This is a genomic window from Alistipes dispar (assembly GCF_006542685.1).
Classification (GTDB): domain Bacteria; phylum Bacteroidota; class Bacteroidia; order Bacteroidales; family Rikenellaceae; genus Alistipes; species Alistipes dispar.
Genome location: NZ_AP019736.1, coordinates 2,935,449 through 2,962,376, shown reverse-complemented (window position 1 = coordinate 2,962,376; position 26,928 = coordinate 2,935,449). Strand labels below are relative to the sequence as shown.

Below are 26,928 nucleotides of genomic sequence, written 5' to 3'. Positions count from 1 at the left end.
GATGGGTGATTGTATCGCATTTTCGACAGACAAAGTTGTGAATAATTTCGCAAAAAGATTCCGGAAAAACAGTTGCAAATGTCTCTTTTTTGTATATAGAAAAACAACGGTTTCCGGAGACCTATTTTTAACTCCCTGATATTGAATATTCGAATTTTATTCCGTATATTTGCATATAAATATTTTGGAGTGTCCGGATATTGAATCATAAATAAAACTAATACGGATTATGGCAAATGAATTGGAACAGACGGTGCTGAAGAAAGCCCAGGCATGGCTCGACGGTCATTATGACGAAGAGACGAAAAAGCAGGTCAAGTACCTGATGGAGAACGATATGAAGGAGCTCGTCGAGAGCTTCTACAAGGACCTGGAGTTCGGTACGGGCGGCCTGCGCGGCATCATGGGCGTGGGGACGAACCGCATGAACGTCTATACGGTGGGCGCTGCCACGCAGGGACTTTCGAACTACCTGAAGCGCACCTTCGCCGGCGAGCAGGTGCGGGTGGCCGTGGCGCACGACAGCCGCAACAATTCGCGGATGTTCGCCGAGCGCGTGGCCGACATTTTCGCCTCGAACGGCTTCAGGGTTTACCTTTTCGACACGCTGCGTCCGACACCCGAGCTGAGTTTCGCCATCCGCGAGCTGAAGTGCCATTCGGGCGTGGTCGTCACGGCGTCGCACAACCCCAAGGAGTACAACGGCTACAAGGCCTACTGGACCGACGGTGCGCAGGTTACCCCGCCCCACGACAGGAACATCATCGCCGAGGTGGAGAAGATCACCGACGTCGATCAGGTCCTCATCGGAAAGCATCCGGAGAATATCACGATTCTCGACGAGAAGTTCGACGAAATCTATTTGAATAAGGTGCACGAGCTGTCGCTGTCGCCCGAGAGCGTGCGGAAATACCGCGACATGAAGATCGTCTATTCGCCCATGCACGGCGCCGGCGTAAGGCTGGTTCCCGCCTCGCTGCGCAAGTTCGGCTTCACCAACGTCATCATGGTCGAGGAGCAGTCGGTCATCGACGGCAACTTCCCCACCGTCGAATCGCCGAATCCCGAGGAGCGCAAGACGATGTCCATGGCCATCGACCTCGCGGCCAGGGAGGGCGCCGATCTGGTGCTGGCCACCGATCCCGATTCGGACCGTATCGGCGTGGCGCTGCGCAACAAGCAGGGCGAATACGTGCTGCTGAACGGCAACCAGACTCTCGTGCTGCTGTTGAGCTACCAGTTGACCCGCTGGGCCGAGCGCGGCGAGCTCGACGGCAACCAGTACGTCGTGAAGACCATCGTGACGTCGCAGATGGCCAACGCCGTGGCCGACTTCTTCAAGGTGAAGTGCTACGACTGCCTCACGGGCTTCAAGTATATCGCCAAGATCATCCGCGAGAACGAGGGCAAGGCGAAGTATATCGGCGGCGGCGAGGAGTCGTTCGGCTACCTGGCGGGCGACTACGTGCGCGACAAGGACGCCGTGTCGGCCTGTTCGCTGGCGGCCGAGGCGGCTGCGTGGGCCATGGATACGATGGGCCTGACGCTCTACGAGTGGTTGCAGCAGCTCTACGTGAAGTACGGCTTCTACCGCGAGGGACTGGTTTCGGTGGTCCGCAAGGGCAAGGAGGGCGCCGAGCAGATCCAGAAAATGATGGCGGATTTCCGTGCCGATCCGCCCAAGACGATCGTCGGATCGCCCGTGGTGAAGATCAACGACTTCCAGTCGCTCGAGCAGACCGACGTGCGGACCGGGGCCAAAACTCCCATCGAGCAGGATTCGAGCAACGTGCTGCAATGGTTCACCGAGGACGGCACGACCGTCTCGGTGCGTCCTTCGGGCACGGAGCCCAAGATCAAGTTCTATTTCGGCGTGAAGGCTCCGCTGGCGTCGGTGGCCGATTACGAGCGGACGCTCGCCGCGCTCGACGCCAAGATCGAGGGCATCAGGAAAGACCTCAGGCTGGAGTAGGAGCGCTACCCTGCCGTTATCGTGTCCCGGCTCGTGAGAGCCGGGACTTTTTGTCGTTTCCGAGAGGGTGTTTCTGCACGGCCGGGGATGCCCTCGGGGGCTATTTCAGCTTTTCGTTCTCTTTGTGCCGCTCCCGGTCGCGGGCGGTCTTCTTGGCGAAGTTGGCCTCTACGGCGGCCGTGAGGTCCACGCCCGTCTGGTTGGCCAGACAGACCAGCACCCACAGTACGTCTGCCATTTCATCGGCCAGATTGTCCCGCTCGCCCGCCTTGAAGGACTGGTCGCCGTAGCGGCGGGCCATGACGCGCGCCAACTCCCCCACCTCCTCGGTGAGGACGGCCATGTTGGTCAGTTCCGAAAAGTAGCGCACGCCGTACTCCCTGATCCAGGCGTCCACGCGCTCTTGCAGTTCTTTGATTTCCATGATTATTTGACCCTTATCAGATTCAGTCCGTCGCGCAGCGGGACAATGACGTTCTCCACGCGCGGATCCTCGGCCACCATCCGGTTGAACTCCACGACGGCCTGCGTGTGGCGGTCCCGGCGTGCGACGGGCTCCACGACCTTGCCCGACCAGAGGATGTTGTCGGCGATGAGCACCGAGCCGCTGCGGACCAGCGGCCGGCCGTCCCGGTCGCCCAGCAGCATGCGGTAGTAGTCGGGGTACTCGCGTTTGTCGCCGTCGATGAACACCAAGTCGAACACGCCGCCCAGCGCCGGGGCGACGTCGAGCGCCGAGCCGATATGCAGCCGGATTTTCTTTCCGTGGGGGCTGCGATCGAAGTAGGACTGCGCCAGCTCCTCCAGTTCGTCGTCCACCTCCACGGTGTGCAGTTCGGCTCCTTCCTCCAGTCCTGCGGCCATCGAGAGGGCCGAATACCCCGTGAACGTGCCGATTTCGAGCACCCGCTGCGGCTGCGCCATCCGTACGAGCATTTCCAGCAGCCGGCCCTGGATGTGTCCCGAGAGCATCCGCGGCGCCACGGCCCGCAGATTCGTCTCGCGGTCCAGTTCGTGCAGCAGCGGCTCCTCGGGGGCCGACAGGTCGTGAATGTAACGTTCGAGCGCGTCCATCCTATGCCTTGCAGAGTCCCTCCTTGTTGAACGCATACGAAGCGGCGATGGCCTCCGGGGTGTCGGCCTCGAGCGCCGCGAGGCATTCGCGCGTGAATTCGAGGTATCCCGTACCGTTGGCCGTCACCAGAAGGCCGTCGCGCACGGCCTGCCGCTCCTCGTAGAGCGCCTCGCCCGTGTAGTGTTCGCCGCCCCACTCGCGCAGCATGGCGAGCGTGTTGCCCGTGTGGCGCCGGTCGTTGAGCAGCCCGTGCGCCGCCAGGAACGATACGGCGTTGCAGATCGCACCGACCGTAAGACCGCGCGACAGCGCCTCGCGCACCGTACCGGCGACCGGTTCGGCTTCGGGTTTCCTCCAGCTCATGCCGCCGACGAGCACCAGCGCGGCGCAGTCGTCGGGCAGCGTCGTCGTGTCGCAGTCCGGCGTGACGGTCAGTCCGCCCAGCGAATGCACCGTCCGCCCGCCCGGCGCTGCGTACTTCACTTCGTACCGCCCTTCGCGGCCCGGCATGACGCCTGTGCGGAGGGCCGGGGCGAGAAACGCCGCCTCCCAGTCCGCGAAATCGTCCAGCAGGACGAAATAAACCGTTTTCCTGTCCATCGTGTATCGTGTTTTGTACGGCCGCCTTCGTGCGGCGGCCGGATGTGTTGTCCTATTCGCCGCCCCAGACGAGCCGCGACGTGCCGGAGAAGGTCTCCGCCGCGGCTTCCATGAGCTGTTCGGCCGTCAGGGCGCGGATCTTGGCGTAAACCTCCTTCATCGTGTCCACCTCGTCGTGGACGAGCAGGCTTTTGCCCGCGCCGAGCATGTAGCTTTCGTTGTTCTCGCTCGAGATCGCCAGTTGGGCTACGAACTGCTTTTTGGCCATCGAGAGCCTCCGGGCCGTGAGCGGCTGGGTGCGGAGCCGGTGCAGTTGCTCCTCGACGAGCTCGATGCACCGCGCGGCGTTGTGGTGGTCCGAACTGAAGTAGATCGCCACGATTCCCGCATCGCTGTAAGGCGTATAGCTGGCCTCGATGTTGTACGACAGCCCGTGTTTTTCGCGGATCGTGGTGTTCAGCAGCGAGTTGGCGCTCGGTCCTCCGAGGATGTTCACTACGAGGGCCAGCGGCAGCCGCCGCCCGTCGCCGATGCCGCAGGCCCGGCAGCCGACGATGCAGTGGGTCTGGTGCGTATGCCTGCACACCGTTTTGCGGAACGGCTCCGTCGCGGCGGGGACGCTCCGTGCGAATCCGCGTTCCGTAGCGGGTTCGCCGCCGAAGCAGCGCATGGCCACCGCCTCGGCCTGCCGGGCCGGGATGTTGCCGATCGAGGCGAACACCATCCGGTCGGTGGTGTGCGTGCGGGCCGTGAAGCGGCGGATCGCGTCGCCGTCGTAGCGCATGAGCGCCGCCTTGCGGCCCAGGATGTTGTGCCCCAGCTCCGACCCGGCGAAGAGCATGTCTTCGAACGTGTCGTAGATCATGTCGGCGGGCGAATCCTTGTAGGTGTTGATTTCGTCGGCGATGACCTCCTTTTCGCGCTCCAGCTCCCGGTCGGGATAGACCGAGCGGAACGCCACGTCGGCGATCAGTTCGGCGGCCTTCGGAAAATCGCTGCGGAGCGTCGTGGCGTGGATCGTCGTGTCCTCCTTGGTGGTGAAGGCGTTCAGCTCGCCGCCGAGGTTTTCGAGGCGGCAGTTCACCTGCCAGGCGCGCCGCCGCTGCGTCCCCTTGAAGAAGGCGTGCTCGGTGAAGTGCGCCAGTCCGTATTCGTCCGTCCGTTCGTCGCGGCTCCCGGCGTCCACGACCAGCGCGCAATGCGCCACCGCGCCCTTCACCTGCCGGTGGATGCCCCGGATGCCGTTCGGAAGTCGGTATGTGTAAAATTCCATGGTCGTTCGGCTCAGAGTTTGGTCCTCAGGCGCAGGAACTCGCCCGTATGGCTTTCGGGGCACTCCTCCAGCGCGCGCGGCGTGCCTTCGAAGACGACCCGGCCGCCTCCCGTGCCCGCCTCGGGGCCGAGGTCCACGACCCAGTCGGCGCATTTGATGATCTCCATGTTGTGCTCCACGACCACGATCGTGTGCCCCCGTTCGATCAGGGCGTTGAACGCCGCCAGCAGTTTCGATATGTCGTGGAAGTGGAGTCCCGTCGTCGGCTCGTCGAAGATGAACAGGATGCTGCCGTCGGAGGTCTCCTTCGTGAGGAACGAGGCGAGCTTCACGCGCTGGCTCTCGCCGCCCGAGAGGGTCGAGGAGGACTGTCCGAGTTTGATGTATCCCAGTCCGACGTCCTGCAACGGCTGGAGCCGTTCGACGATCCGGCGGCAGACGGCGCTCTTTTTGTCCTCGCCGAAGAAGGCGATGGCGTCGTCCACGGTCATTTCCAGCACGTCGTAGATCGACTTGTCGCGGTATTTCACCTCGAGCACTTCGTCGCGGAAGCGCTTGCCGCCGCACGCCTCGCACACCAGTTCGACGTCGGCCATGAACTGCATCGAGACCTTGATGACGCCCTCGCCCTGGCACTCCTCGCAGCGGCCTCCGGCGATGTTGAACGAGAAGGCCGAGGCGCCGAGCCCCGTGTGCTGCGCATAGGGCTGGTCGGCGAAGAGCTTGCGGATCTCGTCGTAGGCCTTTATGTAGGTCACGGGATTCGACCGCGAGGATTTGCCGATGGGGTTTTGATCGACCATTTCGACCGAACGGAGCAGGCCGACGTCGCCGTCGATGCCGTCGAAATCGCCCGGCTTGACTCCCGTGTCGAAGAGCATGCGCCGCAGCGCCGGATAGAGGATGCCTTTGGCCAGCGACGACTTGCCCGAGCCGCTGACCCCCGTGATGCAGGTCATGACGCCCAGCGGGATGCGGACGTCCACGTTCCGCAGGTTGTGTTCGCGGGCGCCGCGGACGACGATCGAGCGGCTCCAGCCGCGGACCGCGGTCGGAGCGGCGATCGAGCGGCGTCCGGTGAGGTAGTCGGCCGTGAGGCTCCCGGAGCATTCGAGCAGCCGCTCCAGCGGGCCGCTGAAGACCACCTCGCCGCCGTTGTATCCCGCTTCGGGGCCGATGTCCACGATCCAGTCCGCGGCGCGGATCACCTCCTCCTCGTGTTCGACGACGATCACGGTGTTGCCCAGGTCGCGCAGTTGTTTGAGCACCTTGATCAGGCGGTTCGTATCGCGCGGGTGGAGTCCGATGGAGGGCTCGTCGAGGATGTAGAGCGATCCGGTGAGGTTGCTGCCCAGCGACGTGGAGAGGTTGATGCGCTGGCTTTCGCCGCCCGAGAGAGTCGAGGAGAGACGGTCGAGCGTCAGATAGCCCAGCCCCACGTCCGCGAGGTATTGCAGGCGGTTGCGGATTTCGACGAGGATGCGTGCGGCGGTCTTCGTGTCGTGCTCGTCGAGCCGCAGGCCGCCGAAGAAGGGAATCAGCTCGTCCACGGGCATCGTCACCAGCTCGGCGATCGTGCGGCCGCCGACGCGGACGTACAGCGCCTCCTTCCGGAGGCGCGAACCGCCGCACTCGGGGCAGACGGTCTTGCCCGTGTAGCGGGCCTTCATCACGCGGAACTGGATCTTGCGGCGCTCCGAGTCGATGTACTCGAAGAATTCGTCCAGCCCGTGAAAGTATTCGTTGCCGCGCCACAGCAGCCGTTTCTGCTCCGGCGTGAGGGCGTGGAACGGCGTGTGGACGGGAAAGCCGAACTTCGGGGCGTTCTCCACGAGCTGGTCCTTCCACTTGCGCATCGTCTCGCCGCGCCAGCAGGCGACGGCGTCTTCGTAGATCGTCTTGCCCTTGTCGGGAATCACCAGGTCCTCGTCGATGCCGATGACCTTGCCGTATCCTTCGCAGCGGGGACACGCCCCGAGCGGGTTGTTGAAGCTGAAGAGGTGCTCCGACGGGCGTTCGAACTCGATGCCGTCGGCTTCGAAGCGCGACGAGAACTCGCGCCGTTCCCCTTGGAAGAGGATCGTGCAGAGGCCGTCGCCGTAGGAGAAGGCGCGTGCCACCGAATCGCGGATGCGGGTCTGCGTGTCGTCGTCCGCGGCCACGCGCAGGCGGTCGATCACCGCCAGCATCCCGTCGGCCCGCGTGTCGGGGCCGATGCCGGGCAGCACCTCCTCGATCAGGCGCACCTCGCCGTCTGTATGGACGCGCATCAGGCCGTCCGAGAGCAGCAGCGTCAGCTTTTCGATGAGTCCCTGTCCCTCGGCGAGCGTGAGCGGCGCGGCGATCACGACCCGCTCTCCGGCATGCGAGAGGACGTATTCCGCCACGTCGTCCGTGCTGTAGCAGCGCACTTCGCGGCCCGAGACGGGCGAGAAGGTGCGGCCGATGCGGGCGTAGAGGAGTTTGAGGTAGTCGTAGATCTCGGTGGTCGTGCCGACGGTCGAACGGGGATTCCGCGTATTGACCTTCTGCTCGATGGCGATGGCCGGCGCGATGCCCGTGATGAGGTCCACGTCCGGCTTGTTGATCTTGCCCAGGAATTGCCGGGCGTAGGCCGAGAGGCTCTCGACGTAGCGCCGCTGCCCTTCGGCGAAGATCGTGTCGAAGGCCAGCGTCGATTTTCCCGAACCCGAAAGGCCCGTGACCACCACGAGTTTGTCATGCGGGATTTCGACCTCGGTGTTTTTGAGGTTGTGCACCCGCGCGCCCTTGATATGGATGGAATTTTCGTGTTTCATGCTCATTCGTTACAGCTTCTTCCCGGCCGCTTCCCGGCCGGGCGTCGTCGTATCGTCGCCGATGCTGCCTCCGGCCTTTTCCAGCCGTTCGGCCAGCCGTCCGGCGCGGCTTTCGCGGATCGTGAGCCGCATCGTGCAGAGGTTGTCGAAGGTCTGCTCCCCGATGCGGGGCTGCTCCTCCTTGACCACCCGCATGATGTCGTTCATCGCCACGTAGGGGAAGCGGACTCGGATTTCGCGGTCCACGGTCCGTTCGACGATCCGGGCCGCGGCGATCGCCGCGGCAGCCGATTCGCGGTAGGCGGCGATCAGTCCCGGCACGCCGAGTTTCGTGCCGCCGAAGTAGCGGACCACCGCTACGAGGCAGTCCGTGATTCCGGCCGAGAGCATCTGCCCGAGAATCGGCTTGCCGGCCGTACCCGAAGGCTCGCCGTCGTCGTTGGCGCGGAACGTCTCGCCGTGCGGCCCCAGCCGCCAGGCGTAGCAGTGGTGCGTGGCGTCGTAGTAGCGTTTGCGCAGCGCGTCGAGCCGCTCGCGGATCTCCCCTTCCGTGCGGACGGGATAAATGTAGGCGAGAAACTTGCTGCTCCGCTCCCGCGACGCCGCTTCGGCCGGTCCGTCCACGGTCAGATAACGGTCGTCGTCCACCCTACCGCACCTTTTTGAATATCCGTTCCCAGCGGATGTTCGCCGGGAAGCGCTTGGAGGCGTCGAGCGACAGCCAGACGAACGACGCCTTGCCGACGATGTGGTCCTCGGGAACGAATCCCCAGAAACGCGAGTCGGCCGAATTGTGGCGGTTGTCGCCCATCATCCAGTAGTAGTCCATCGCGAAGGTGTACTCTGCGGCGGGCATGCCGTCGATGAGGATCGTCCCGTCGTCCGCGACCTTCAGCGTGTGGCCTTCGTAGGCTTCGATGATGCGGCGGTAGAGCGGCAGGTTCTCGGTCGTGAGCCGCACCGTGGCGCCCCGGGCCGGAATCCAGACCGGGCCGTAGTTGTCCTGGCTCCAGCGTGCCTCGCCCCACTGCGGGAAGACGTCGTCGTTGGGCGTGTAAACGTAGCGGCGGATCGAAATGACGTTTTTGAGCGCCCGCACCTTCTCGGCGGCCTCGGCCGTCAGGGCCATGTAGTACGACGAGCCGTTGCCGCTGTACTCCGTCACCCCGAGGTTGTCGATGGCGTATTGCGTGAAGGGTTCCGAGGTCTGCACCAGATAGGTGTACTGCACTCCCGGAATCGGCTCCTGCGCCGTGCCGTTCACGTAAACCTGCCCGTCGCGGACTTCCAGCGAGTCGCCCGGGAGGGCCACGCAGCGCTTGATGTAGTTTTCGCGCTTATCGACCGGACGGCTTGCGACCGTGTACTTTTCCGCGAGGCGTTTGCGCCCCTCCGCTGCGCCGAACGACTCCTCGTAGCCGCGCAGCACGTCGTAGTAGGTCACGGCCTGGTTTTCCAGCAGCACCGTGTCGCCCGCCGGAAAGTTGAATACCACCACGTCGTTGCGCGCGATGCGGCGGAGCCCCTTGAGGCGGTGGTAGGGCCATTTGATCGCCTCGGAGTAGGATTTCCTGGTCTCGGAGAAGGGCATCGTGTGGTGCACGAACGGGAACGAGAGCGGCGTGTTGGGCATCTGCGGGCCGTAGGTCACCTTGCTCACGTAGAGGTAGTCGCCCACGAGCAGCGACTTTTCCATCGACGAGGTGGGGATGACGTACATCTGGAAGACGAAGATATGCACCAGCGTCGCCACCACCGTGGCGAAGACGATGGCGTTCACCCACTCGTAAACCGCCTTGTAGGTCTTGCTGCGTTCGCACATGCGCCGGTTGCGGCTCCAGACGTAGCGGTAGAAGAGGCGCGAGACGTAGAGGTCGTAGATAACCGGAAGTCCGAGCAGCAGCCAGAGGTTGCCCGTCCAGACCACGAACCAGAGCGTATAGAGCAGTGCGGCGAGGGTGAATCCCACCCACTTGTTTCGGAAGAAAGCCTTGATTTTTCCCATCTTGTGTCGGTTATTTCGATTGTTGCAACAGGTCGTCCATGCCGAATACGCCCCGCTTGCCGCAGAGAAATTCGGCCGCCGTGACCGCTCCGGCGGCCAGCGTGCGGCGGTTCCGGATCGTGTGGCGGATCTCCAGCACGTCGTCCGCCGATTCGTAGGTGACGGTATGGACGCCCGGGACCTCCCCTTCGCGCACGGAGCGGATTTCCACGCAGTCGGCGGGCGTCTCTTCGCTGCGCTCCACGCGGTTCGCCGCGTGGGCGATGCCCGGGGCGTAGTTCACCCAACCCCGCTTGGCGTCGAGGTTCTCGACGATCCCTTCGGCCAGCGTGATGGCCGTACCGCTCGGGGCGTCCTTCTTCTGCGTATGGTGCACCTCCCCGATGCGTACGTCGTAGCCGCCGACACGGTTCATCATCTCCGCGAGGCAGCGGTTGAGGCGGAACATGAGATTGACTCCGAGGCAGTAGTTCGAGGCGTAGAACAGCGCCCCGCCCCGTTCGCGGCACAGCGCCTGCAGTTCGGGCAGGCGGTCGGTCCAGCCCGTCGTGCCGCTCACGACCGCCACGCCGCATTCGATGCAGGTGCGGATATTCCGGTAGGCGGTCGCCGGAGTGGTGAACTCCAGCGCCACGTCGATTCCACGCAGGTGCTCCGCATCGAGTTCGGCGGCGTTCTCCGTGTCGATGACGAGCGCGGCCTCGTGGCCCCGCTCGTGCAGGATCCGTTCGATTTCACGGCCCATCTTGCCGTATCCTATGATGGCTGCTTTCATGTTTCTCTCGTATTCATATCTGCGCGGACGTACGGTCCGGCTCCGTTGCGGGACGCCTTCCGGTCCGCGGCGGTTTATCCGCACGCAAAGATACGAATTTATTTGAATTTCGAACGTCGCGGCGGGCGGTTATGGTATGTGTGCGGCGCGATGCCGGAGATGCGGCGGAAAATGCGCCGCCGCGGATTTTGCGGTGCGGACCGGAATTTTTCCTATCTTTGCCTGCGACACCCGGACGGCGCCGCGTTTCGGCGGGAACGGGCGGGCATACGGTTTCCCGCTCCGTATCCGGACCGTGCCGGGTCCTGATTTTTTGGACGATGCGTTATTTTCTCGAACTCAGGTACAACGGTGCGGCCTACTGCGGCTGGCAGCGGCAGCCCGACCGGCCGTCGGTGCAGCAGACGCTCGAAGGGGCGCTCGCCACGCTCCTGCGCGGGCGGGTCGAAGTGACGGGCGCCGGGCGCACCGATACGGGGGTGAACGCCTCCTACTACGTGGCGCACTTCGACGTGCCGCAGCCCGTGGCCGATCCCGTGCAGACGGTCTATAAGCTCAATTTCCTGCTGCCGGGCGATATTGCGGTGAGCGGCATGACCCCCGTGGCGGACGACGCCCATGCGCGCTTCCATGCCTGCGAGCGGGAGTACATCTACCTGATCGAGCCCCGCAAGAACCCCTTCACGCGCCACATGACGTGGCAGTATTACGTGCCGCTCGACGTGGAGCGGATGAACCGCGCGGCGGAGATGCTGCCCGGATTCCGGGATTTCACCTCCTTCGCCAAGCTCAACTCCAACAACAGGACCAATATATGTCGCGTCATGCAGGCCCGCTGGCGGACCGATGCCGACGGACGGCTCTGTTTTACGATCCGTGCGGACCGGTTTTTGCGTAACATGGTGCGGGCGATCGTCGGCACGCTGGTCGATGTCGGCCGCGGACGGTACACGCCGGAGGATTTCCGCTCCATCGTGGAGAGCCGCGACCTGGCGAGGTCGAGTGCCGGAGCGCCCGCGCAGGGGTTGTTTTTGAGCGACGTGCGCTACCCTGCGGAGGTTTTCGAACGTAGGTGTTTCACTAAATGCGATTTGTTATGATAGGAACGTTGATTTGGTTGGTCGGGGTCGTCTGCACGATCTGGTGCGTACTCGACATTTTCAAGAAGAACATTTCCACCGCCGGCAAGGTCATCGCCTCGGTGCTGGTGCTGCTGACGAGCTGGGTGGGGCTCGCGGGCTACTATTTCTACGGCCGCGACCGCCTCGAAGCGTGGTTCAGGTAAGCGGGAAAAAAGGGAGGTCTCCGGACCTCCCTTTTCTTTTGCCGCGGACGGCAGTCTTTACAGGTGTATCGCCGCGCCGAGGGCCGCTTCGGCCGCCTCCATGATCCCTTCGTTCATCGTCGGGTGGGCATGGATCGTGCGTGCTATCCGGTGGGCCGTCGCGCCCAGATGCCGGGCCAGCGTCGGTTCGGCGAGCATCTCCGTGACCGATGCGCCCACGAGGTGCGCGCCGAGCAGGCGCTCGTCGGCGTCGAAGAGCAGCTTGACGAAGCCGTCGCGGTCGCCGGCCGCCGTCGCCTTGCCCGAAGCGGTGAAGGGGAAGCGTCCGACCTTGTATTCGATGCCGCGCTCGCGCGCCTCCTGCTCGGTCATGCCCACCGACGCCACCTCGGGCTGCGTGAAGACGCACGAAGGAACGGTCGTGTAGTCCACCGGATCGGGGTTCAGCCCGCAGATGGCTTCTACGCAGCAGATGCCTTCGGCCGAGGCGACATGCGCCAGCGCCGGGCCGGGTACGATGTCGCCGATGGCGTAGATGCCCGGGACGCTGGTGCGGTAATACGGGTCCACCGTCACCTTGCCGCGTTCGACGGCCACGCCCAGCTCCTCGAGTCCGATTCCCTCGATGTTGGCTTGTATGCCCACGGCCGAGAGCACCTTCTCGGCCACGAGCGTTTCCGGGCCTTTCCTGCCTTCGATTTCCACCTCGCACATGCCTTCGGACGTGATCTTCACGCCCTTGACGGTCGTCGAGGTGAGCACCGCGGCGCGCAGTTTGCGGAACGAGCGCTCCATGGCTTTCGACACCTCCTCGTCTTCGAGCGGCAGCATGCGCGGCAGGTATTCGACGACCGTCACGCGGACGCCGAGCGTCGCGTAGAACCATGCGAACTCGCTGCCGATGGCTCCCGAACCGACCACGACGAGCGATTCGGGCAGCCTGCCGAGCGTCAGCGCCTCGCGCGAGGTGACGATGTGCTCGCCGTCCGCGGGCAGGAACGGCAGCTCGCGCGGCCGTGCTCCCGTGGCGAGGATGATGTGGTCGGCCTCGTAGGTCGTGCCCTCCACGTCGAGACGGCCCGGAGCCGTGAGACGTCCGAAACCGGGAATCAGGTCGATGTTGTTCTTCCGGAGCAGGAACTGCACCCCTTTGGACATGGTTTCGGCCACGCCGCGCGAGCGGGCGACGATCTTTTCCGGGTCGGGGCGCACTTCGCCCGTGAGCTCCAGCCCGTAGTGGCCGGCATTGCGGCAATAGCCGTAAACCTGTGCGCTCTTGAGCAGCGCTTTGGTGGGGATGCAGCCCCAGTTGAGGCAGACGCCTCCTGCCTCGGCGCGTTCAACGAGCGCCACGCGGCGGCCCAACTGTGCGGCGCGGATCGCGGCCACGTAGCCGCCCGGTCCGCTGCCGACGATGAGGATGTCGTATTTCATAGGACGGAAATTATTTTACCACTTTCAGTATCTTGCCGTTGTCGGCCGCCACGGCGCGCTTCCACTTCTCGTTGTAGCCCGGGAACCGGATCTTGTCGGGAATCTGCCGGCCGTTGCCGTTCTCCACGAAGTGCTGGGCCATCGGGGCGTCGCTGTCGAGGAACGCCAGCACGTCGCCGTGCTCGCTCTTCACGTTGCCGTCCATGTATTTGACCATGAGGTAGCGGTCGAGCTTCGACCAGCGGGCGAACAGCTCCTGGGCCTTCCCGACGCTGAAGCGCGTGAGGTAGCGCCGGCGTGCGGCCGCCGTCTCGAACTCCCCGGCCCGGGCGTCCACTCCGCGGACCTCCTCGAGCAGTCCATTCTCCCAGGCGTCGGTCACCTTGCGGATATCGGCCGCGATCATGTCGTAGCGCATGTAGGCGAAGTTCGTCACGCGGTTGAAGAGCCAGAAGGCCGATGTGGGCGAGTATTCGAGCATCGAGCCGTTCCCCTCGCGGAAGCACTCGGGGACCTCCTGCACCGAGCAGTAGATCGGCGTGAGGCACGAAGTGGCGGCGTCGTCCACGCCGAACCAGAGGATGCCCATGTCGGGCCCGGCGTCGGCGCGGGCCTGTCCCACGAACCAGAAGCCGGTCTGCTGCGTGGCCGTCGCGCGTTCGTTGAGGTACTCCTCGCCGTCCACCTCGAAGGTCATCGGCCGCCAGCGGTACGGGCAGTTGTGTCCACCGGCGCCGAGGTCCCGGGTCATGTCCATCGGGGTTCCCTCGTAGTGATCGCGCATGCAGTCGAAGACGGTCTTGGGCGATACCTTCGCACGGGGTTTGACCCATAGCGGCATCCGGTTCTGCATGTCGTAGCCCATGGCGTATTGTTCGTAGGCGTCCATGCCGTCGGCCACGGTGCGGAAGAAGGCCCACACGCGGGCGTCGCAGCCGCGCACCGTGCCGAAGTCGGCCGGGCCGTAGGCGTCGCAGAAGCTGAAGTCGGCGTCTTCGCCTTCGAAGTAGCCCATTTCGCGGGCGAAGTCGATGACATCGGGCGCGTAGAGGCAGTTCTCGGGGTCGTCGAGCGGGAAGGTCGTGATGCGCGACTGGTTGGCATGGGCCGACACGTAGCCGTCGGGAATGCGGCGCGCTACCCAGACGATGCCCTTGCGCGTGTTGATGCCCGCGGTGTCGGGCTTGCTGCCCTTGCCGATCAGTTCCATGATCCATGCCTCCCCGGGATCGGCGATCGAGAACGATTCGCCGCTCGAGGCGTAGCCGTAGGTGTTGGCCAGCTCGACGATCACTCCGATCGCCTCGCGGGCGGTTTTGGCGCGTTGCAGCGTGATGTAGATGAGCGAGCCGTAATCCATCAGTCCGGCCGGGTCGGCCAGCTCCTCGCGGCCGCCGAAGGTCGTCTCGGCGATGATGAGCGAATGTTCGTTCATGTTGCCGACGGTCGAATAGCTCTCGCCTGCCTGTGGAATGTCCGTGAGGTAACGTCCCGTGTCCCATTCGTAGATGGGCAGGATCGCTCCCTGGGAGTGTTTGCCGCCTGCCGAGTGGTAGAGGGCGCCGTAGAGCGAGTGGGAGTCGGCCGCATAGGAGACCATCACCGATCCGTCGGTCGAGGCTCCTTTCGTGACGATGAAGTTGGTGCATGCGGCCGCCGCTCCGTAGGAGAGCATCGCCGCCGCCGCGAGAATCGTTCGGATATTTTTCATAGGACTTGCGTGTTTTGCCTCCGTAAAGATAGAAAACTATTCCGGAACGGCAAAAAATCGGTATATTTGTCCCGTATGCGGAGGATTCGCATTCCGGCGTTACCCCCCCCCGTGGCGGGAGTATGTATTTATAATCAGTAAGTTATGCGTGTTATTTCAGGCGTGCTGCTCTGCGCGCTGTTTGCGGCGGCCTGCTCGGAGCGTCTCGGGCGGTCCGAAGCGTTCGTCCGGGACGTCTCGCTCCCGGCGGGGCCTTTTTCGCCCGGCGACGAAGTGACCGTCGCGGCGTCGGGATTCGAATCCGACGACGAAATCATGTTCGAAATCCGCTGGCCCCTCGAGGGCGAGGCGCTGGAGGAGGGCTCGGCTCTCGGCGTACGGGGCGTCGTCACGGCGCGCACCGGGCGGAGCCTTACGTTCCTGGCTCCGGGCGGCTACCCCGCCTCGACGGTCGAGGTGCTGCTCTTCCGCCGGGGCGACCGTCAGTCGCTCGGCCGGATCGCGGTGTCGGACGGGCGTCCTCCGCAGGAGTATTCGCTCTACGGTGTCGTCGGTTCCGGTGCGGGCCATGCGTCGCTCGTGCGGATCGACATGCGGAGCGGATCGACGAAGGAGATCGCCCGGCGGACGGGCGGCAGGATCCGGTGTGCGGTCAATGAGCCGGGGTCGAACCGGCTGTTCTGCATCTCGGAGGAGTCCGGGGAGCGGGTCGGCTGCCGCTACGATCTGACGATGCGTTACTGGTCCGCCCCGGAGCTTCGGGGTTGCGTGACGGCCGGGCTGCTCCCCTCGTCGGCCGCCGTGCTGACGACGGACGGCGGCCGGCTCTGCCTGAGGCAGGCGGGGCTTACGCGCTCCTCCGCCGGGATACCCTACTGCTGGCGGCTTCCCGAGGGGCTGGAACCCGGGATGCTGACCGGGGCGCCGTTCGTCTTCACCTCGGCGGGCGGTCCCCGGCTGCTGCTTGCGGCCGACCTCGGAGACGGAACCTTCGCTCCCGTCGTGCTGGCGGCCTACGGAGGAGGCGTCGCGGTGGGCGGTCCTGTCCGTGCCGGGGCGCTGATTCCCTTTGCGATGCTGGAGCGCGGGTCGGATTCGGAGACGTTTCGCCTGGTCGGCGGATACGTCGTCTCGGATGCCGGAGGCAGCGAGCTGCGCCCGTTCGACGTGCGGACGATGCGGCTGGGGGAGCCGTTCGCCCGGCTGGAGGAACCGGTGCGCAGGGCGGTGGCGCTGCTGTCGGAGAACGGTGCGACGCAGGAGCTGTGGGCGCTCGCCGGTCCGGAGGGCCGGGGTGCGATATGGGTCTGCGACCTGCCGACGGGGACGTGGAGGCGGCTGCCTGGCGGTGAACTGCCCTGTTCGGAGATCGTCTTGGCGCGGTAGCGGGTGCGATTTTTCCGGCGTGCGTTTCCCCGTTGTACGAAATTTGCGTAATTTTACCCGGTTAAAAATCGGAATTATGTCTGTTGCAAGTCAAATCGCCTGTGTGAGACGGTCGCTTCCCGAGCGGGTGACGCTCGTGGCCGTGTCGAAAACCCATCCTGCGGAGCTGATCCGCGAAGCCTACGAAGCGGGACACCGCATCTTCGGCGAGAGCCGGCCGCAGGAGCTGCGGGAGAAGTACGAGGCGCTGCCGAAGGACATCGAGTGGCACATGATCGGCCATTTGCAGACCAACAAGGTCAAGTATATCGCGCCGTTCGTCCGGCTGATTCATTCGGTGGACAGCGCACGGCTGGCCGAGGCGATTCAGAAGGAGGCCGCGAAGTGCGGCCGGACGATCGACATCCTGCTCGAAATACATGTCGCCGAGGAGGAGACCAAGACGGGATGGAATATCGGCGAGCTGATGGACTACGTGCGGACCGCACCCTTCGTGCGGATGCCGGACCTCTGCGTGCGCGGGGTGATGGGCATCGCCACCAATACGGACGACGAGGCGGTGATCCGCCGGGATTTCGGCGAACTGAGACGCTGCTTCGAACTGTTGCGCCCCTATTTCGGCGCGCGCTTCGACACCCTTTCGATGGGGATGTCGCACGACTATCCGCTGGCCGTCGAATGCGGCGCGACGATGGTGCGCGTGGGGTCGCTCATCTTCGGCGAGCGGGACTATTCGGAGAAGTAGATATACAGGTCATTCAGCAAAAAGGCGGTTCTCATGCAGATCGGATTTATCGGATTCGGAAACATGGCGCAGGCGCTCGCCCGCGGCCTTGCCGGGACACAGGCGGTGCGCCCGGAACAGATCGGGGCCTGCGCCCGCGATTACGACAAACTGCGCCGCAATACGGAGCCGGACGGATTCCGGGCCTTCCGCGATGCCGCGGAGACGGTCCGGTTCGCCGACATGGTGATCGTGGCCGTGAAGCCCGGGCAGGTCGGACCGGTCGTCGGCCCCCTGAGGGAGGCGCTGCGGCACAAAATCGTGGTGTCGGTGGCCGCCGGCGTGACGTTCGAGGACTACGAGCGGATGCTGGCGCCCGGCACGCAGCACCTCTCGACCGTGCCCAATACGCCGGTCGCCGTCGGCGAAGGGATCGTCGTCTGCGAAAGGCGGCATTCGCTTTCGGAGGAGGCGTGGCGGTCCGTCGAGCGGCTGTTGTCGCACGTCGGACTGGTGCTACAGGTCGATACCCCGCTGCTGGGCGTCGCCGGGACGGTCTGCGGCTGCGGTCCGGCCTTCGCGGCGATGTTCGTCGAGGCGCTCGCCGATGCGGCCGTCATGCACGGCATTCCGCGTGCCGACGCCTACCGCATGGCGAGCCAGATGATCGTCGGTACGGGAAAACTGCAACTGGCCTCCGGTACGCATCCCGGGGCGATGAAGGACGCCGTCTGCTCGCCGGGCGGCACGACGATCCGCGGCGTGGCCGAGCTGGAGCGCCGCGGATTCCGCGGCGCGGTGATCGACGCCGTAGATGCGATCGAAGGAAAACGCTGAGGCGTGCATCGGGAAAGAAGAGGCTGTCCTGCGAGTCTCTGCAAACGGAATCATCCCCGTCAGAGTATCTCTGACGGGGATGATTCCGTAAGATCCGAATTCGCCGTACGGCCTCTTTCCGTATGCCCCGGCGGCCGGGGGATCACCGCACGCGCAGTGTGCGGCCGATGCGCAGCGTGGTCGTGGGCTTGATGCCGTTCAGCGCGCAGATCCGCTTCACCGTGGTTCCGTATTTCACGGCCAGATGGCCCAGCGTGTCGCCCGAGCGGATCTTGTGGTAGCGCATGGCGGCCCGTTCGGCGGCCTCTTGTTTGTCCTGCTTCTCGTTGGCCTCCTCGTCGTCGAAATCCTGCCCGGCGTTGGAGTAGATGCTCAGGAACGACCGTTTGAGCAGGAAAACCTCCCGGTTGAGGATGCCGCGCTTGAAGTCGATCAGCCGTTCGGGATCGAACGACTGGCCGTAGTAGCGGGTCTCGAAGTGGAGATGCGGTCCGGTCGAACGGCCCGTCGAACCGCCCAGTCCGATGACCTCCCCCGCCTCGACCCACTGGTTCGGCTCGACGAGCCGTTCGGCGAGGTGGCCGTAGTAGGTCTCCAGTCCGTTGTCATGGCGGATGATGACCAGGTTGCCATACCCCCGGACGGTTTGCGAGATGCGCACGCGGCCGCAGAAGGTGGCGTAGATCGTGTCGCGCATGCGGAGCGGCAGATCGACGCCCTGATGCCGCCGTCCGCGGCGCAGGCCGAACTTGCCGCGCGGATTGACCGCACCTTTGTAGGGATAGTGGAATCCCGAGGCCGAGTCCACGAGCGTCACGACGACCGATTCGGGAATGTCGGCTTTCGTGACGCTGCTGTACGGGAAAAGCGACTTCGTGTCCCAGTATTTTTCGAAGATCGTGCTGTCCTTCGCCACCTCGCGGTTGCGGACGTATTTCCACGAGTTGTCGCTGAACAGGACGACGTAGAGGGCCTCGTTGCCCGAATCGAGCGTGTCGATCACCGTCAGGGATTCCGTGTCGAACGTCGAGCGGATCTCCTTGCGCTCCATGCGGCGGCGCATGTCGGCCACGGAATCCGCGGCGATCTGTTCGGGCGTGCGCGGGTCGGGCTCCGCCCGCCGCGGCTCTTCGGCCGGGGCGCACTCCTCCTCCTCGGGGCATACGGCGATGCATTGCAGCGAGTCGATTACGGCGGCCTGGCGGGTCGTGACGGCGCGGAGCGAATCCGCAGCGGCTTCGGCGGCCTGCAGGCGGGCCGCACGGGAGGTTTTCCGGGGGTTGCGCGCCGTCGCGGCGGAGGCCAGCGAGAGAGCGGCGAACAACAGCAGGTATTTTTTCATACGCGGTGTTTTCGTTGTTTCATTGTTTTTTCAGTAACTCTTCGGCGGCCTCCAGCGCGCGGTAGAACTCCTCGCCGAAGCGGCGGACGATCGGTTCGCGCAGCGCCTTGTAAACCGGGATGCCCAGTTTCGCGCCGCATTCGCGCGCCGGGGCGCAGACCGACCAGCGGTGGTAGTTGAGCCCGACCGTCCCGTTCGAGAAGCGCATGAGGCGGATCGGATAGAGGTGGCACGAGATCGGCTTGCGGAAGGTCGTGCGGCCCTCCAGCCACGCCTTTTCGATGGCGCAGAGCGTCGTGCCGTTCTCCGTATAGGCGTAGGCGCACTCGGCGCCGGCGACCAGCGGCGTGGTATAGTCCCCCTCCTCGTCCACGACCATGAATCCCTGCCGTTCGACGGCGGCGATTCCCTCGGACGTCATGTAGGGTCTGTAATGCGGGTATTCGCTTTCGAGGATCGTCTCCTCGTCCTCCTCGAGCGGCGCACCGGCGTTCCCCTCCACGCAGCAGATGCCCTTGCAGCGCGCGATGTCGCAGGCGAAGCATTCGCGCAGCAGGTCGGCGCTCACGATTTTGTCGTCGATCTCGATCATTTGCGGCGGGTGTCGTCGATAACGATGTCGAACAGCTCCCCGAGGGTCATGCCCATTGCGCGGACCTGCTTGGGGACGATGCTGCCCGCACTCATGCCGGGGATCGAGTTCAGCTCGATGAAATAGGGCCTGCCTTCGGGCGTGACGATGAAATCCACCCGTACGACGCCCGAGCAGCGGCAGGTTCTGTACGCCTCGAGGGTCATGCGGTTCAGCTCGGCCTTCACTTCGGGGGCGATGTCGGCCGGGGTGATCTCCTCGGAGCGTCCGGCGGTGTATTTGGCTTCGTAGTCGAAGAACTCCTTGCGGGGGATGATCTCCGTGATGGGGAAGAGGTACTCCTTCCCGCCGGCGATCATCACGCCGCATCCCATTTCGCGGCCCGCGATGCACTCTTCGACGAGGATTTCGTCTCCCTGAGCGAAGGCCGCGGCGATGGCCGCGGGCAGCTCTTCGGGGGTGTGGACTTTCGTGACGCCGAACGACGAGCCGTTGGCGTTGGGTTTCACGAAGAGGGGCAGCCCCAAGTCGGCGACGATCCGCGCCGCATCGAACGCCTCGCCCCGGCGGAGGAACACCTCGCGGGCGAGGTTGATGCCGCGTCCCGCGAGCGTGCGCTTGGTGGTGATCTTGTCGAAGGTGATGACCGACGAGACCATCGAGCACGACGAATAGGGAATGCCCATCATGTCGAGGTAGCCTTGCAGCCTGCCGTCCTCGCCGGGCGTGCCGTGGATGATGACGAGCGCGTAGTCGAACTCCCGCCGCTCGCCTTCCACGGTGAGCGAGAAGTCGGTCTTGTCCACCTGCCACTGCCGCCCGTCCGGCGCCGTGTAGTGCCAGTCGCGGCGATGCAGGTCGATTACCGTGACGTCGTATTTCCCGCGGTCCAGCGCCGCGGCGATCTGTGCGGCGCTTTGCAGGGCGATCTCCCTTTCGGGCGAGTCGCCGCCCGCAAGGAGTGCTATTTTCAGTTTTTCCATCGTTGTCCGTGTCGTTTGTGTCGTTTCTATTGTTTCGCTGTCGCCTGGGCCGCCTCAGGGGTTGTAGAGGTCCTTGTAGCGGAACTCCAGAATCTCCCGCGCCATCTCGACGTACTGCCGGGCCTCGGCGTTGTCCGTGTCGAGGGCCAGCGCCCGGTTGAAGTCGTTGAGGGCAGCGCCCCACTCGTTGAGGCGGAAATGGAGTCTGCCGCGTTCGACGTAGAGCGCCGCATCCGCCGTTCCGGCGTCGATCCGCGCCGAGAGGGCCGCGATCCGCGAAGCGGGGCTCCACAGTCCCTTGCGGCGGATGTACTCCGCCACCCCGTCGTCGAGCAGGCCGTCCACCGCTTCGCCCCGTCCGATGCGTTCGCGGATCTGCGTGGCGGAGAGGTCCTGCAACGGGGCGTCGTCGAGCACGGTGATCCGCCCTGCGAAACGGTCGGTCCGTTCGCCGCGGCGCGGATAGACGTAGATCGGATATTCGAGCACCCGCTCGTACTCCTTCCAGCCGTCGAGCCGGGCGATCTGGTCGCCGCCCATGAGAATCGAGAAGCGCATTTCCGATCCGAAGTTCTGCGTGAGATAACGAAGCGTGTCGATTGTGTACGAGGGCTTCGGGAGCAGAAACTCCACCGCCGACGGCTTGATGCGGTCCGGGTATTCCGATGCCGCGCAGGCGATCTCCGCCATCTCGAAACGATCCAGTTCGGGAGCCAGCTCCGCGGTCTCCTTGTAGGGGCTCCGGGGCGAGACGACGAGCGCCACCTCGTCGCAGAGGCCGCGTTCGAGGACGTACTCGGCCAGGGCGGTATGTCCCTTGTGCACCGGGTTGAACGACCCGAAATAGAGCATCATGCGCTTCATTCGGCCTCTCCGATAAATGCGTCGAGAATCGCGCAGGTGCGCTCCACGGCCTCCTCGAGACGGTCGTTCAGCACGATGTGGTCGAACTCCGGGGCCTTGGTCAGCTCGAACTCGGCCTTCGCCACACGCCGCTCGATCACTTCGGGGGCGTCCGTGCCGCGCCCTTCGAGGCGGCGGCGCAACTCCTCCACGGAGGGCGGCATGATGAATACCGAGCAGGCGTCGCCGCCGAAGATGCGCTTGAGGTTGATGCCTCCCAACACGTCCACGTCGAAGACGATCACGTGGCCCCGCTGCCAGATGCGTTCCACCTCGCTGCGCAGCGTGCCGTAGCAGGTTCCCTCGTAAACCTCTTCCCACTCCACGAAGCGGTTTTCGGCTACGGCGCGCATGAACTCCTCCTGCGGAAGAAAATAGTAGTCCGTCCCGTCGCGCTCCTCGCCGCGCGGGGCGCGGCTGGTGGCCGAAATCGAGAATTCCAACTGCGGATAGCGCGCCAGCAGCCGGCGGACGATCGTGGTTTTGCCCGACCCGCTCGGGGCGGAGAAGATGATGACTTTGCCCATCGTGTGTATCTGTTTCGGTTCCGCGGCGTTGCGGCCCGTTTACAATATGTTCAGCACCTGTTCCTTGATCTTTTCCAGCTCGTCCTTCATCTGCACGACGATCCGCTGGATGTTCGCCTCGTTGGCCTTCGATCCCATCGTGTTGATCTCGCGGCCCATCTCCTGGGCGATGAAGCCCAGCTTGCGGCCCGCGTCCTCCTCGCTGCCGGCCACTTCGCGGAAGTAGCGGCAGTGGTTGTCCAGGCGCACCTTCTCCTCGGTGATGTCGAGTTTCTCGAGGTAGAAGATCATCTCCTGCTCCAGCCGGTTGCGGTCCACCTCGGCGGCGAGTTTCGCGAGGTTGTCCAGAATCCGGGCCCGGATGGTCTCGGTGCGGGCCTTTTCGAACGGTTCGACCTCGTGACGGTATCCTTCGATCAGCTCCACGCGCCGCAGCAGGTCGGCGATCAGGATGGCGCCCTCCTGCGAGCGGAAGGCGTCGAGCCTGCCGCAGGCTTCCTCGACGGCCCGCAGCAGTGCGGCGTGCTCCTCCTCGGAGACGCTCTCCGCGTCGGTGGACACCGCGTCGGGAAGGCGCATGAGCACCTGTAGTGCGGCGGCGTCCCATCCGGGGCCCGTCGTGTCGAACCCCGCTTCGCGGGCGGCTTCGCGCAGCTCGCCGGCGTAGGCGGCCAGTACCTGCCCGTTGATGTGGGCCGAGGTTTCGACGGCCTGCGATTCGACCGAAACGAAGACGTCCACCTTCCCGCGCCGGAGCGCACGGGCGACCGCGTTGCGGATTTCGTATTCCGATTGCCGGTAGATCGCCGGCAGCCGCAGCGAGAGGTCCATCTGTTTGGAGTTCAGGGAGCGGATTTCGACCGTGATTTTTCGGTTCGGGAGCGTGACTTCGCTTTTTCCGAAGCCGGTCATTGATTTTACCATGTGGCTGGAGCTTAAATTTCGGCAAAATTAATAAAAACAATTCAAAAAGGGAGGGCTTCGGGACGGAGAGTGAAATTTATTTGGCGGCGCTTGCATTTTTGAATTTATTTTTGTTTATATTTGTGTTAGTAAACTAACAGAATGAAAGTCAAACAACCAAATCACGTAACATTATGAAAAAGCACAATTTCAATGCAGGACCTTCGATCCTGGCGGACGAGGTGATCGAAAATGCGGCCAAGGCCGTGCTCGACTTCAACGGATCGGGACTCTCCGTGCTTTCTATCTCGCATCGCTCGAAGGAGTTCGATGCCGTGATGGAGGAGGCCGACCGGCTCTTCCGCGAATTGCTGGCCATTCCCGACAACTACCGGATCGTCTATCTGGGGGGCGGCGCCAGCACCCTCTTCTACGAGGTGGCGGCCAACTTCCTCGGCCGGAAGGCGGGTTACGTGAATACGGGCGTATGGTCCAAGAAAGCCATCAAGGAGGCCAAACGCTACGGCGAGGTCGAGGTGGTGGCTTCGTCCGAGGACCGCAACTTCACCTACATTCCGAAGGGTTTCGCCGTTCCCGCGGATCTGGACTACCTGCACATTACGTCGAACAACACGATCTACGGTACGGAGTACCACGAGGACATCTCCTCGCCCGTGCCCCTTATCGCCGACATGTCGTCCGACATCCTGTCGCGTCCGGTGGACGTCTCGAAGTACGCCATGATCTACGGCGGCGCCCAGAAGAACCTGGCCCCGGCGGGCGTGGCTTTCGCCATCATCCGCGAGGACATGCTCGACCGCATCGTCCGCGACCTGCCGACGATGGTGTCGTTCAGGACCCACGTGGAGAACAACTCGATGTTCAACACGCCGCCCGTCTTCCCTATCTACGTACTCATGGAGACGCTGCGCTGGCTCAAGTCGATCGGCGGCGTCGGGGAAATCTTCCGCCGCAACCGCGAGAAGGCCGCGCTGCTCTACGACGAGATCGACCGCAACCCGCTCTTCCGCGGCACGGTGGAGAAGGAGGACCGTTCGCTGATGAACATTTGCTTCGTCATGGCGGACGGTTACGAGGAGCTGGCCCCCGAGTTCATGGAGGCTGCCAAGGCCCGCGGCATCGTCGGCATCAAGGGGCACCGGCTGGTGGGCGGCTTCCGTGCGTCGTGCTACAACGCGCTGCCGGCCGAGAGCGTCCGCGTACTGGTGGAGTGCATGCAGGAGTTCGCCGCGAAACACGCGAAATAACCCGCGGTCATGGCTCTCGTTACGCGTGTCCCGGCCGGTTACGACACCCTCACGGGCGAAGTGAAGGCGTGGGATTATAAAGAGGAGTTGAACATCGAAATCATGAAGAGTATGAAAATATTGGTAGCTACGGAGAAGCCTTTCGCGAAGAAGGCCGTGGAGGGAATCCGGGAAATCGTCGAAGAGGCCGGCGGCGAGCTGGTATTGCTCGAGAAATACACCGACAAAGCGCAGTTGCTCGAGGCCGTTGCGGAGGCCGATGCGCTGATCGTCCGCAGCGACAAGGTGACCGCCGAGGTGATCGCCGCGGCGCGGCGTCTCCGGATCGTCGTGCGTGCCGGCGCGGGATACGACAACGTGGACCTTGCGGCTGCTTCGGAGCGGGGAATCGTGGTGATGAACACCCCGGGACAGAACTCGAACGCCGTGGCCGAACTGGCCGTGGCGCTGATGATCTTCATGTCGCGCAACCGCTTCACGCCCGGCACGGGCTCGGAGATTCAGGGCAAGACGCTCGGAATCCACGCCTACGGCAATGTGGGGCGTCTGGTGGGCCGTAAGGGCAAGGCGCTGGGGATGAATGTCGTTGCCTACGACCCGTTCCTCTCCGATCCGGCGGTCTTCGAGGCCGACGGCGTGCGGCGCGTCGGTTCCGTGGAGGAACTTTACAAAACCGCCGATTTCCTTTCGCTGCACATTCCCGCGACGGCCGAGACCAAGGGCTCGATCGGCTACGACCTGCTGATGTCGATGCCCAAGGGGGCGACGCTGGTGAACACGGCGCGTAAGGAGGTGATCGACGAGGAGGGGCTGATGCGCGCGCTGACCGAGCGCGAGGACCTGAAGTACGTCACCGACATCGCCGCGGGCAATCAGGCCGCGTTGGACGAGGCGTTCGGCAAGCGCGTCTTCGCCACGCCCAAGAAGATGGGCGCCGAGACGGCCGAGGCCAACCTCAATGCCGGTCTGGCCGCCGCACGGCAGATCGTGGATTTCTTCAGAACGGGCAACACCCGTTTCCAGGTAAACAAATAAACGGCGAATACGAGAACCGTCCGGGGCGGAGAGGCGTTTCTGCGTCCGCGCTCCGGACGGTATCGGCAACCTGAAACTGTTATGGTAAGAATCAAACCTTTTCGCGGAATCCGCCCGCCGAAGCAGTATGCGGCCGAGGTGGCGTCGCGTCCCTACGACGTGCTGAACTCCGCCGAGGCGAAGGCTGAGGCCACGGAGCGTTCGCTGCTGCATATCATCAAACCCGAGATCGACTTCGATCCCATCGCCGACGAACACGCCCCGGAGGTCTATGCCCGGGCCGTGGAGAATTTCCGCAAGTGGCGCGAACGGGGCTGGCTCGTACAGGACCCCGGCGAGTACTATTATATATATGCGCAGACGATGGAGGGCCGCACGCAGTACGGTCTGGCCATGTGCTGCCACTTCGAGGACTACCTCTCGGGGGCCATCAAGAAGCACGAGCTGACGCGCACCGAGAAGGAGGAGGACCGCATGATCCACGTTCGCAATCAGCAGGCCAATATCGAGCCGGTGTTCTTCGCCTATCCCGACAACGCGGAGATCGACGCCATCGTGGAAGGCGTGGTGAAGTCCGAAGCCCCGGAGTACGACTTCACGGCCGAGGACGGATTCGGGCACAAGCTCTGGGTGATCCGCGACCGGGCTACGAACGACCGCATCACGGAGATATTCAAAGGTATTCCGGCGCTGTACGTCGCTGACGGACACCACCGCACGGCCGCTGCCGCGCGTGTGGGCGCGGAGTGCCGCGGGAAGAATCCGCATCATACGGGCGAGGAGGAGTACTGCTATTTCCTGGCCGTGACGTTCCCCGCCAGTCAGCTCCGCATCATCGACTACAACCGCGTGGTGAAGGACCTGAACGGACTGACGCCCGAGGCGTTCGTCGAACGGCTGAAAGAGGATTTCACGGTCGAGGAGAAGGGCGCGGAGGAGTACCGTCCGCAGGCGCTGCACAATTTCTCGATGTACCTCGGAGGCCGCTGGTACAGCCTGACGGCCAAACCGGGAACCTACGACGACCACGACCCGATCGGGGTGCTGGACGTAACGGTGCTTTCTAACCGGGTGCTGGACCGGATTCTGGGCATCGGGGACCTCCGGACGTCGAAACGGATCGACTTCGTGGGCGGCATCCGCGGACTGGGCGAGCTGAAGCGCCGCGTGGACAGCGGGGAGATGCAGGCGGCCTTCGCCCTCTACCCCGTCTCGATGAAGCAACTGATTGACATCGCCGACACGGGCAATATCATGCCGCCGAAGACCACGTGGTTCGAGCCGAAGCTGCGCTCGGGCGTGGTGATTCACTCCTTCGGCGAGTGACGGGACTGCGGGCCGCAGGAACCGCCGCCTGCGGAGGAACCCGTTGCGGACAGCATGTGCGGGGATCGCCTCGGAGGGCGGTCCCCGCTTTTTTATGGGGCGCGATTGCGGAATCTGCCGCGGCCGCCCTGCCCTTCCTGCCCGGAGCGGATTCGTGTGCGGTGCTTTGCCGGG

At 64.1% G+C, this 26,928-nt stretch carries 25 protein-coding genes; 9 read left to right on the top strand and 16 right to left on the bottom strand.

Annotation, left to right across the window (positions count from 1 at the left end):
• Window positions 1-229 precede the first annotated feature (229 nt).
• On the top strand, window positions 230-1,972 hold the full coding sequence (locus FME97_RS12360; protein ID WP_141429906.1) for a phospho-sugar mutase: 1,743 nt from the start codon (window positions 230-232) through the stop codon (window positions 1,970-1,972).
• Between the two features lie 100 nt (window positions 1,973-2,072).
• On the opposite strand, the gene FME97_RS12355 is transcribed toward FME97_RS12360, so the two are convergent.
• The 8 genes from FME97_RS12355 to dapB are packed head-to-tail and all read right to left on the bottom strand — an operon-like array spanning window position 2,073 to window position 10,498.
• On the bottom strand, window positions 2,073-2,396 hold the full coding sequence (locus FME97_RS12355; protein ID WP_141429905.1) for a nucleotide pyrophosphohydrolase: 324 nt from the start codon (window positions 2,394-2,396) through the stop codon (window positions 2,073-2,075).
• A gap of 2 nt (window positions 2,397-2,398) precedes the next feature.
• Window positions 2,399-3,046: an O-methyltransferase gene (locus tag FME97_RS12350; RefSeq protein ID WP_141429904.1), complete on the bottom strand. Its 648-nt coding sequence runs from the start codon at window positions 3,044-3,046 to the stop codon at window positions 2,399-2,401.
• 1 nt (window position 3,047) lies between these two features.
• Window positions 3,048-3,647, bottom strand: a complete 600-nt coding sequence (locus FME97_RS12345) for a type 1 glutamine amidotransferase family protein (protein WP_141429903.1) — start codon at window positions 3,645-3,647, stop codon at window positions 3,048-3,050.
• 52 nt (window positions 3,648-3,699) lie between these two features.
• Entirely contained in the window at window positions 3,700-4,920 is a 1,221-nt protein-coding gene (locus FME97_RS12340; RefSeq protein ID WP_141429902.1) for a M16 family metallopeptidase, read from the bottom strand.
• An 11-nt stretch (window positions 4,921-4,931) separates the two neighbouring features.
• A complete protein-coding gene (gene uvrA / locus FME97_RS12335) occupies window positions 4,932-7,718 on the bottom strand; it encodes an excinuclease ABC subunit UvrA (protein WP_141429901.1) in 2,787 nt (928 codons plus the stop codon).
• Window positions 7,719-7,727: 9 nt separating this feature from the next.
• Window positions 7,728-8,366, bottom strand: coding sequence for an IMPACT family protein (locus FME97_RS12330; RefSeq protein WP_141429900.1), 639 nt, complete (start codon window positions 8,364-8,366; stop codon window positions 7,728-7,730).
• Between the two features lies 1 nt (window position 8,367).
• Window positions 8,368-9,723, bottom strand: a complete 1,356-nt coding sequence (gene lepB / locus FME97_RS12325) for a signal peptidase I (RefSeq protein ID WP_141429899.1) — start codon at window positions 9,721-9,723, stop codon at window positions 8,368-8,370.
• A 10-nt stretch (window positions 9,724-9,733) separates the two neighbouring features.
• On the bottom strand, window positions 9,734-10,498 hold the full coding sequence (gene dapB / locus FME97_RS12320; protein ID WP_141429898.1) for a 4-hydroxy-tetrahydrodipicolinate reductase: 765 nt from the start codon (window positions 10,496-10,498) through the stop codon (window positions 9,734-9,736).
• Between the two features lie 320 nt (window positions 10,499-10,818).
• Here dapB and truA point away from each other — a divergent pair, with 320 nt between their 5' ends.
• Both truA and FME97_RS12310 read left to right on the top strand, forming a co-directional pair.
• Complete coding sequence (gene truA / locus FME97_RS12315; RefSeq protein ID WP_141429897.1) at window positions 10,819-11,598, top strand: tRNA pseudouridine(38-40) synthase TruA; 780 nt, start codon at window positions 10,819-10,821, stop codon at window positions 11,596-11,598.
• Window positions 11,595-11,783 carry a hypothetical protein gene (locus FME97_RS12310; protein ID WP_141429896.1) on the top strand — a complete coding sequence of 63 codons (189 nt, stop codon included), beginning with the start codon at window positions 11,595-11,597 and terminating at the stop codon, window positions 11,781-11,783. The genes truA and FME97_RS12310 overlap by 4 nt, the downstream gene beginning before the upstream one ends.
• A 57-nt stretch (window positions 11,784-11,840) precedes the next feature.
• Here the strand turns inward: FME97_RS12310 and lpdA are convergent, their stop codons facing one another.
• Window positions 11,841-13,217 (bottom strand): dihydrolipoyl dehydrogenase, encoded by a 1,377-nt coding sequence (gene lpdA, locus FME97_RS12305; protein ID WP_141429895.1) that lies wholly within the window; start codon window positions 13,215-13,217, stop codon window positions 11,841-11,843.
• A 10-nt stretch (window positions 13,218-13,227) separates the two neighbouring features.
• Window positions 13,228-14,928: a C69 family dipeptidase gene (locus tag FME97_RS12300; RefSeq protein ID WP_141429894.1), complete on the bottom strand. Its 1,701-nt coding sequence runs from the start codon at window positions 14,926-14,928 to the stop codon at window positions 13,228-13,230.
• A 144-nt stretch (window positions 14,929-15,072) separates the two neighbouring features.
• On the opposite strand from FME97_RS12300, the gene FME97_RS12295 reads away from it, so the two are divergent.
• From FME97_RS12295 to proC, 3 genes are all read left to right on the top strand, one after another.
• Window positions 15,073-16,314, top strand: coding sequence for a WD40-like domain containing protein (locus tag FME97_RS12295; protein WP_141429893.1), 1,242 nt, complete (start codon window positions 15,073-15,075; stop codon window positions 16,312-16,314).
• 76 nt (window positions 16,315-16,390) lie between these two features.
• The gene (locus FME97_RS12290) at window positions 16,391-17,059 is read left to right on the top strand and encodes a YggS family pyridoxal phosphate-dependent enzyme (RefSeq protein ID WP_141429892.1); all 669 of its coding nucleotides are present in this window, start codon (window positions 16,391-16,393) and stop codon (window positions 17,057-17,059) included.
• A 33-nt stretch (window positions 17,060-17,092) separates the two neighbouring features.
• Window positions 17,093-17,875: a pyrroline-5-carboxylate reductase gene (proC, locus tag FME97_RS12285; protein WP_141429891.1), complete on the top strand. Its 783-nt coding sequence runs from the start codon at window positions 17,093-17,095 to the stop codon at window positions 17,873-17,875.
• A gap of 142 nt (window positions 17,876-18,017) precedes the next feature.
• Here proC and FME97_RS12280 read toward each other — a convergent pair whose 3' ends face one another.
• The 6 genes from FME97_RS12280 to FME97_RS12255 are packed head-to-tail and all read right to left on the bottom strand — an operon-like array spanning window position 18,018 to window position 23,134.
• A complete protein-coding gene (locus FME97_RS12280; protein ID WP_141429890.1) occupies window positions 18,018-19,217 on the bottom strand; it encodes a peptidoglycan DD-metalloendopeptidase family protein in 1,200 nt (399 codons plus the stop codon).
• 19 nt (window positions 19,218-19,236) lie between these two features.
• The gene (locus tag FME97_RS12275; protein WP_141429889.1) at window positions 19,237-19,809 is read right to left on the bottom strand and encodes a DUF3109 family protein; all 573 of its coding nucleotides are present in this window, start codon (window positions 19,807-19,809) and stop codon (window positions 19,237-19,239) included.
• Window positions 19,806-20,792, bottom strand: coding sequence for a D-alanine--D-alanine ligase (locus FME97_RS12270; RefSeq protein WP_141429888.1), 987 nt, complete (start codon window positions 20,790-20,792; stop codon window positions 19,806-19,808). Before FME97_RS12270 ends, FME97_RS12275 begins: the two co-directional genes overlap by 4 nt.
• 54 nt (window positions 20,793-20,846) lie before the next feature.
• Window positions 20,847-21,656 carry a nicotinate (nicotinamide) nucleotide adenylyltransferase gene (gene nadD / locus FME97_RS12265; protein ID WP_141429887.1) on the bottom strand — a complete coding sequence of 270 codons (810 nt, stop codon included), beginning with the start codon at window positions 21,654-21,656 and terminating at the stop codon, window positions 20,847-20,849.
• Window positions 21,653-22,222 carry a guanylate kinase gene (gene gmk, locus FME97_RS12260; protein WP_141429886.1) on the bottom strand — a complete coding sequence of 190 codons (570 nt, stop codon included), beginning with the start codon at window positions 22,220-22,222 and terminating at the stop codon, window positions 21,653-21,655. Before gmk ends, nadD begins: the two co-directional genes overlap by 4 nt.
• 39 nt (window positions 22,223-22,261) lie before the next feature.
• Window positions 22,262-23,134, bottom strand: coding sequence for a YicC/YloC family endoribonuclease (locus FME97_RS12255; protein ID WP_141430048.1), 873 nt, complete (start codon window positions 23,132-23,134; stop codon window positions 22,262-22,264).
• A gap of 185 nt (window positions 23,135-23,319) precedes the next feature.
• Between FME97_RS12255 and serC the strand changes: the two genes are divergently transcribed.
• From serC to FME97_RS12240, 3 genes are all read left to right on the top strand, one after another.
• Window positions 23,320-24,393 (top strand): 3-phosphoserine/phosphohydroxythreonine transaminase, encoded by a 1,074-nt coding sequence (gene serC, locus FME97_RS12250; protein ID WP_141429885.1) that lies wholly within the window; start codon window positions 23,320-23,322, stop codon window positions 24,391-24,393.
• Window positions 24,394-24,504: 111 nt separating this feature from the next.
• Window positions 24,505-25,428 (top strand): 3-phosphoglycerate dehydrogenase, encoded by a 924-nt coding sequence (locus FME97_RS12245; protein WP_141430047.1) that lies wholly within the window; start codon window positions 24,505-24,507, stop codon window positions 25,426-25,428.
• An 81-nt stretch (window positions 25,429-25,509) separates the two neighbouring features.
• Window positions 25,510-26,754 carry a DUF1015 domain-containing protein gene (locus FME97_RS12240; RefSeq protein WP_141429884.1) on the top strand — a complete coding sequence of 415 codons (1,245 nt, stop codon included), beginning with the start codon at window positions 25,510-25,512 and terminating at the stop codon, window positions 26,752-26,754.
• The last annotated feature ends 174 nt before the right edge of the window (window positions 26,755-26,928 follow it).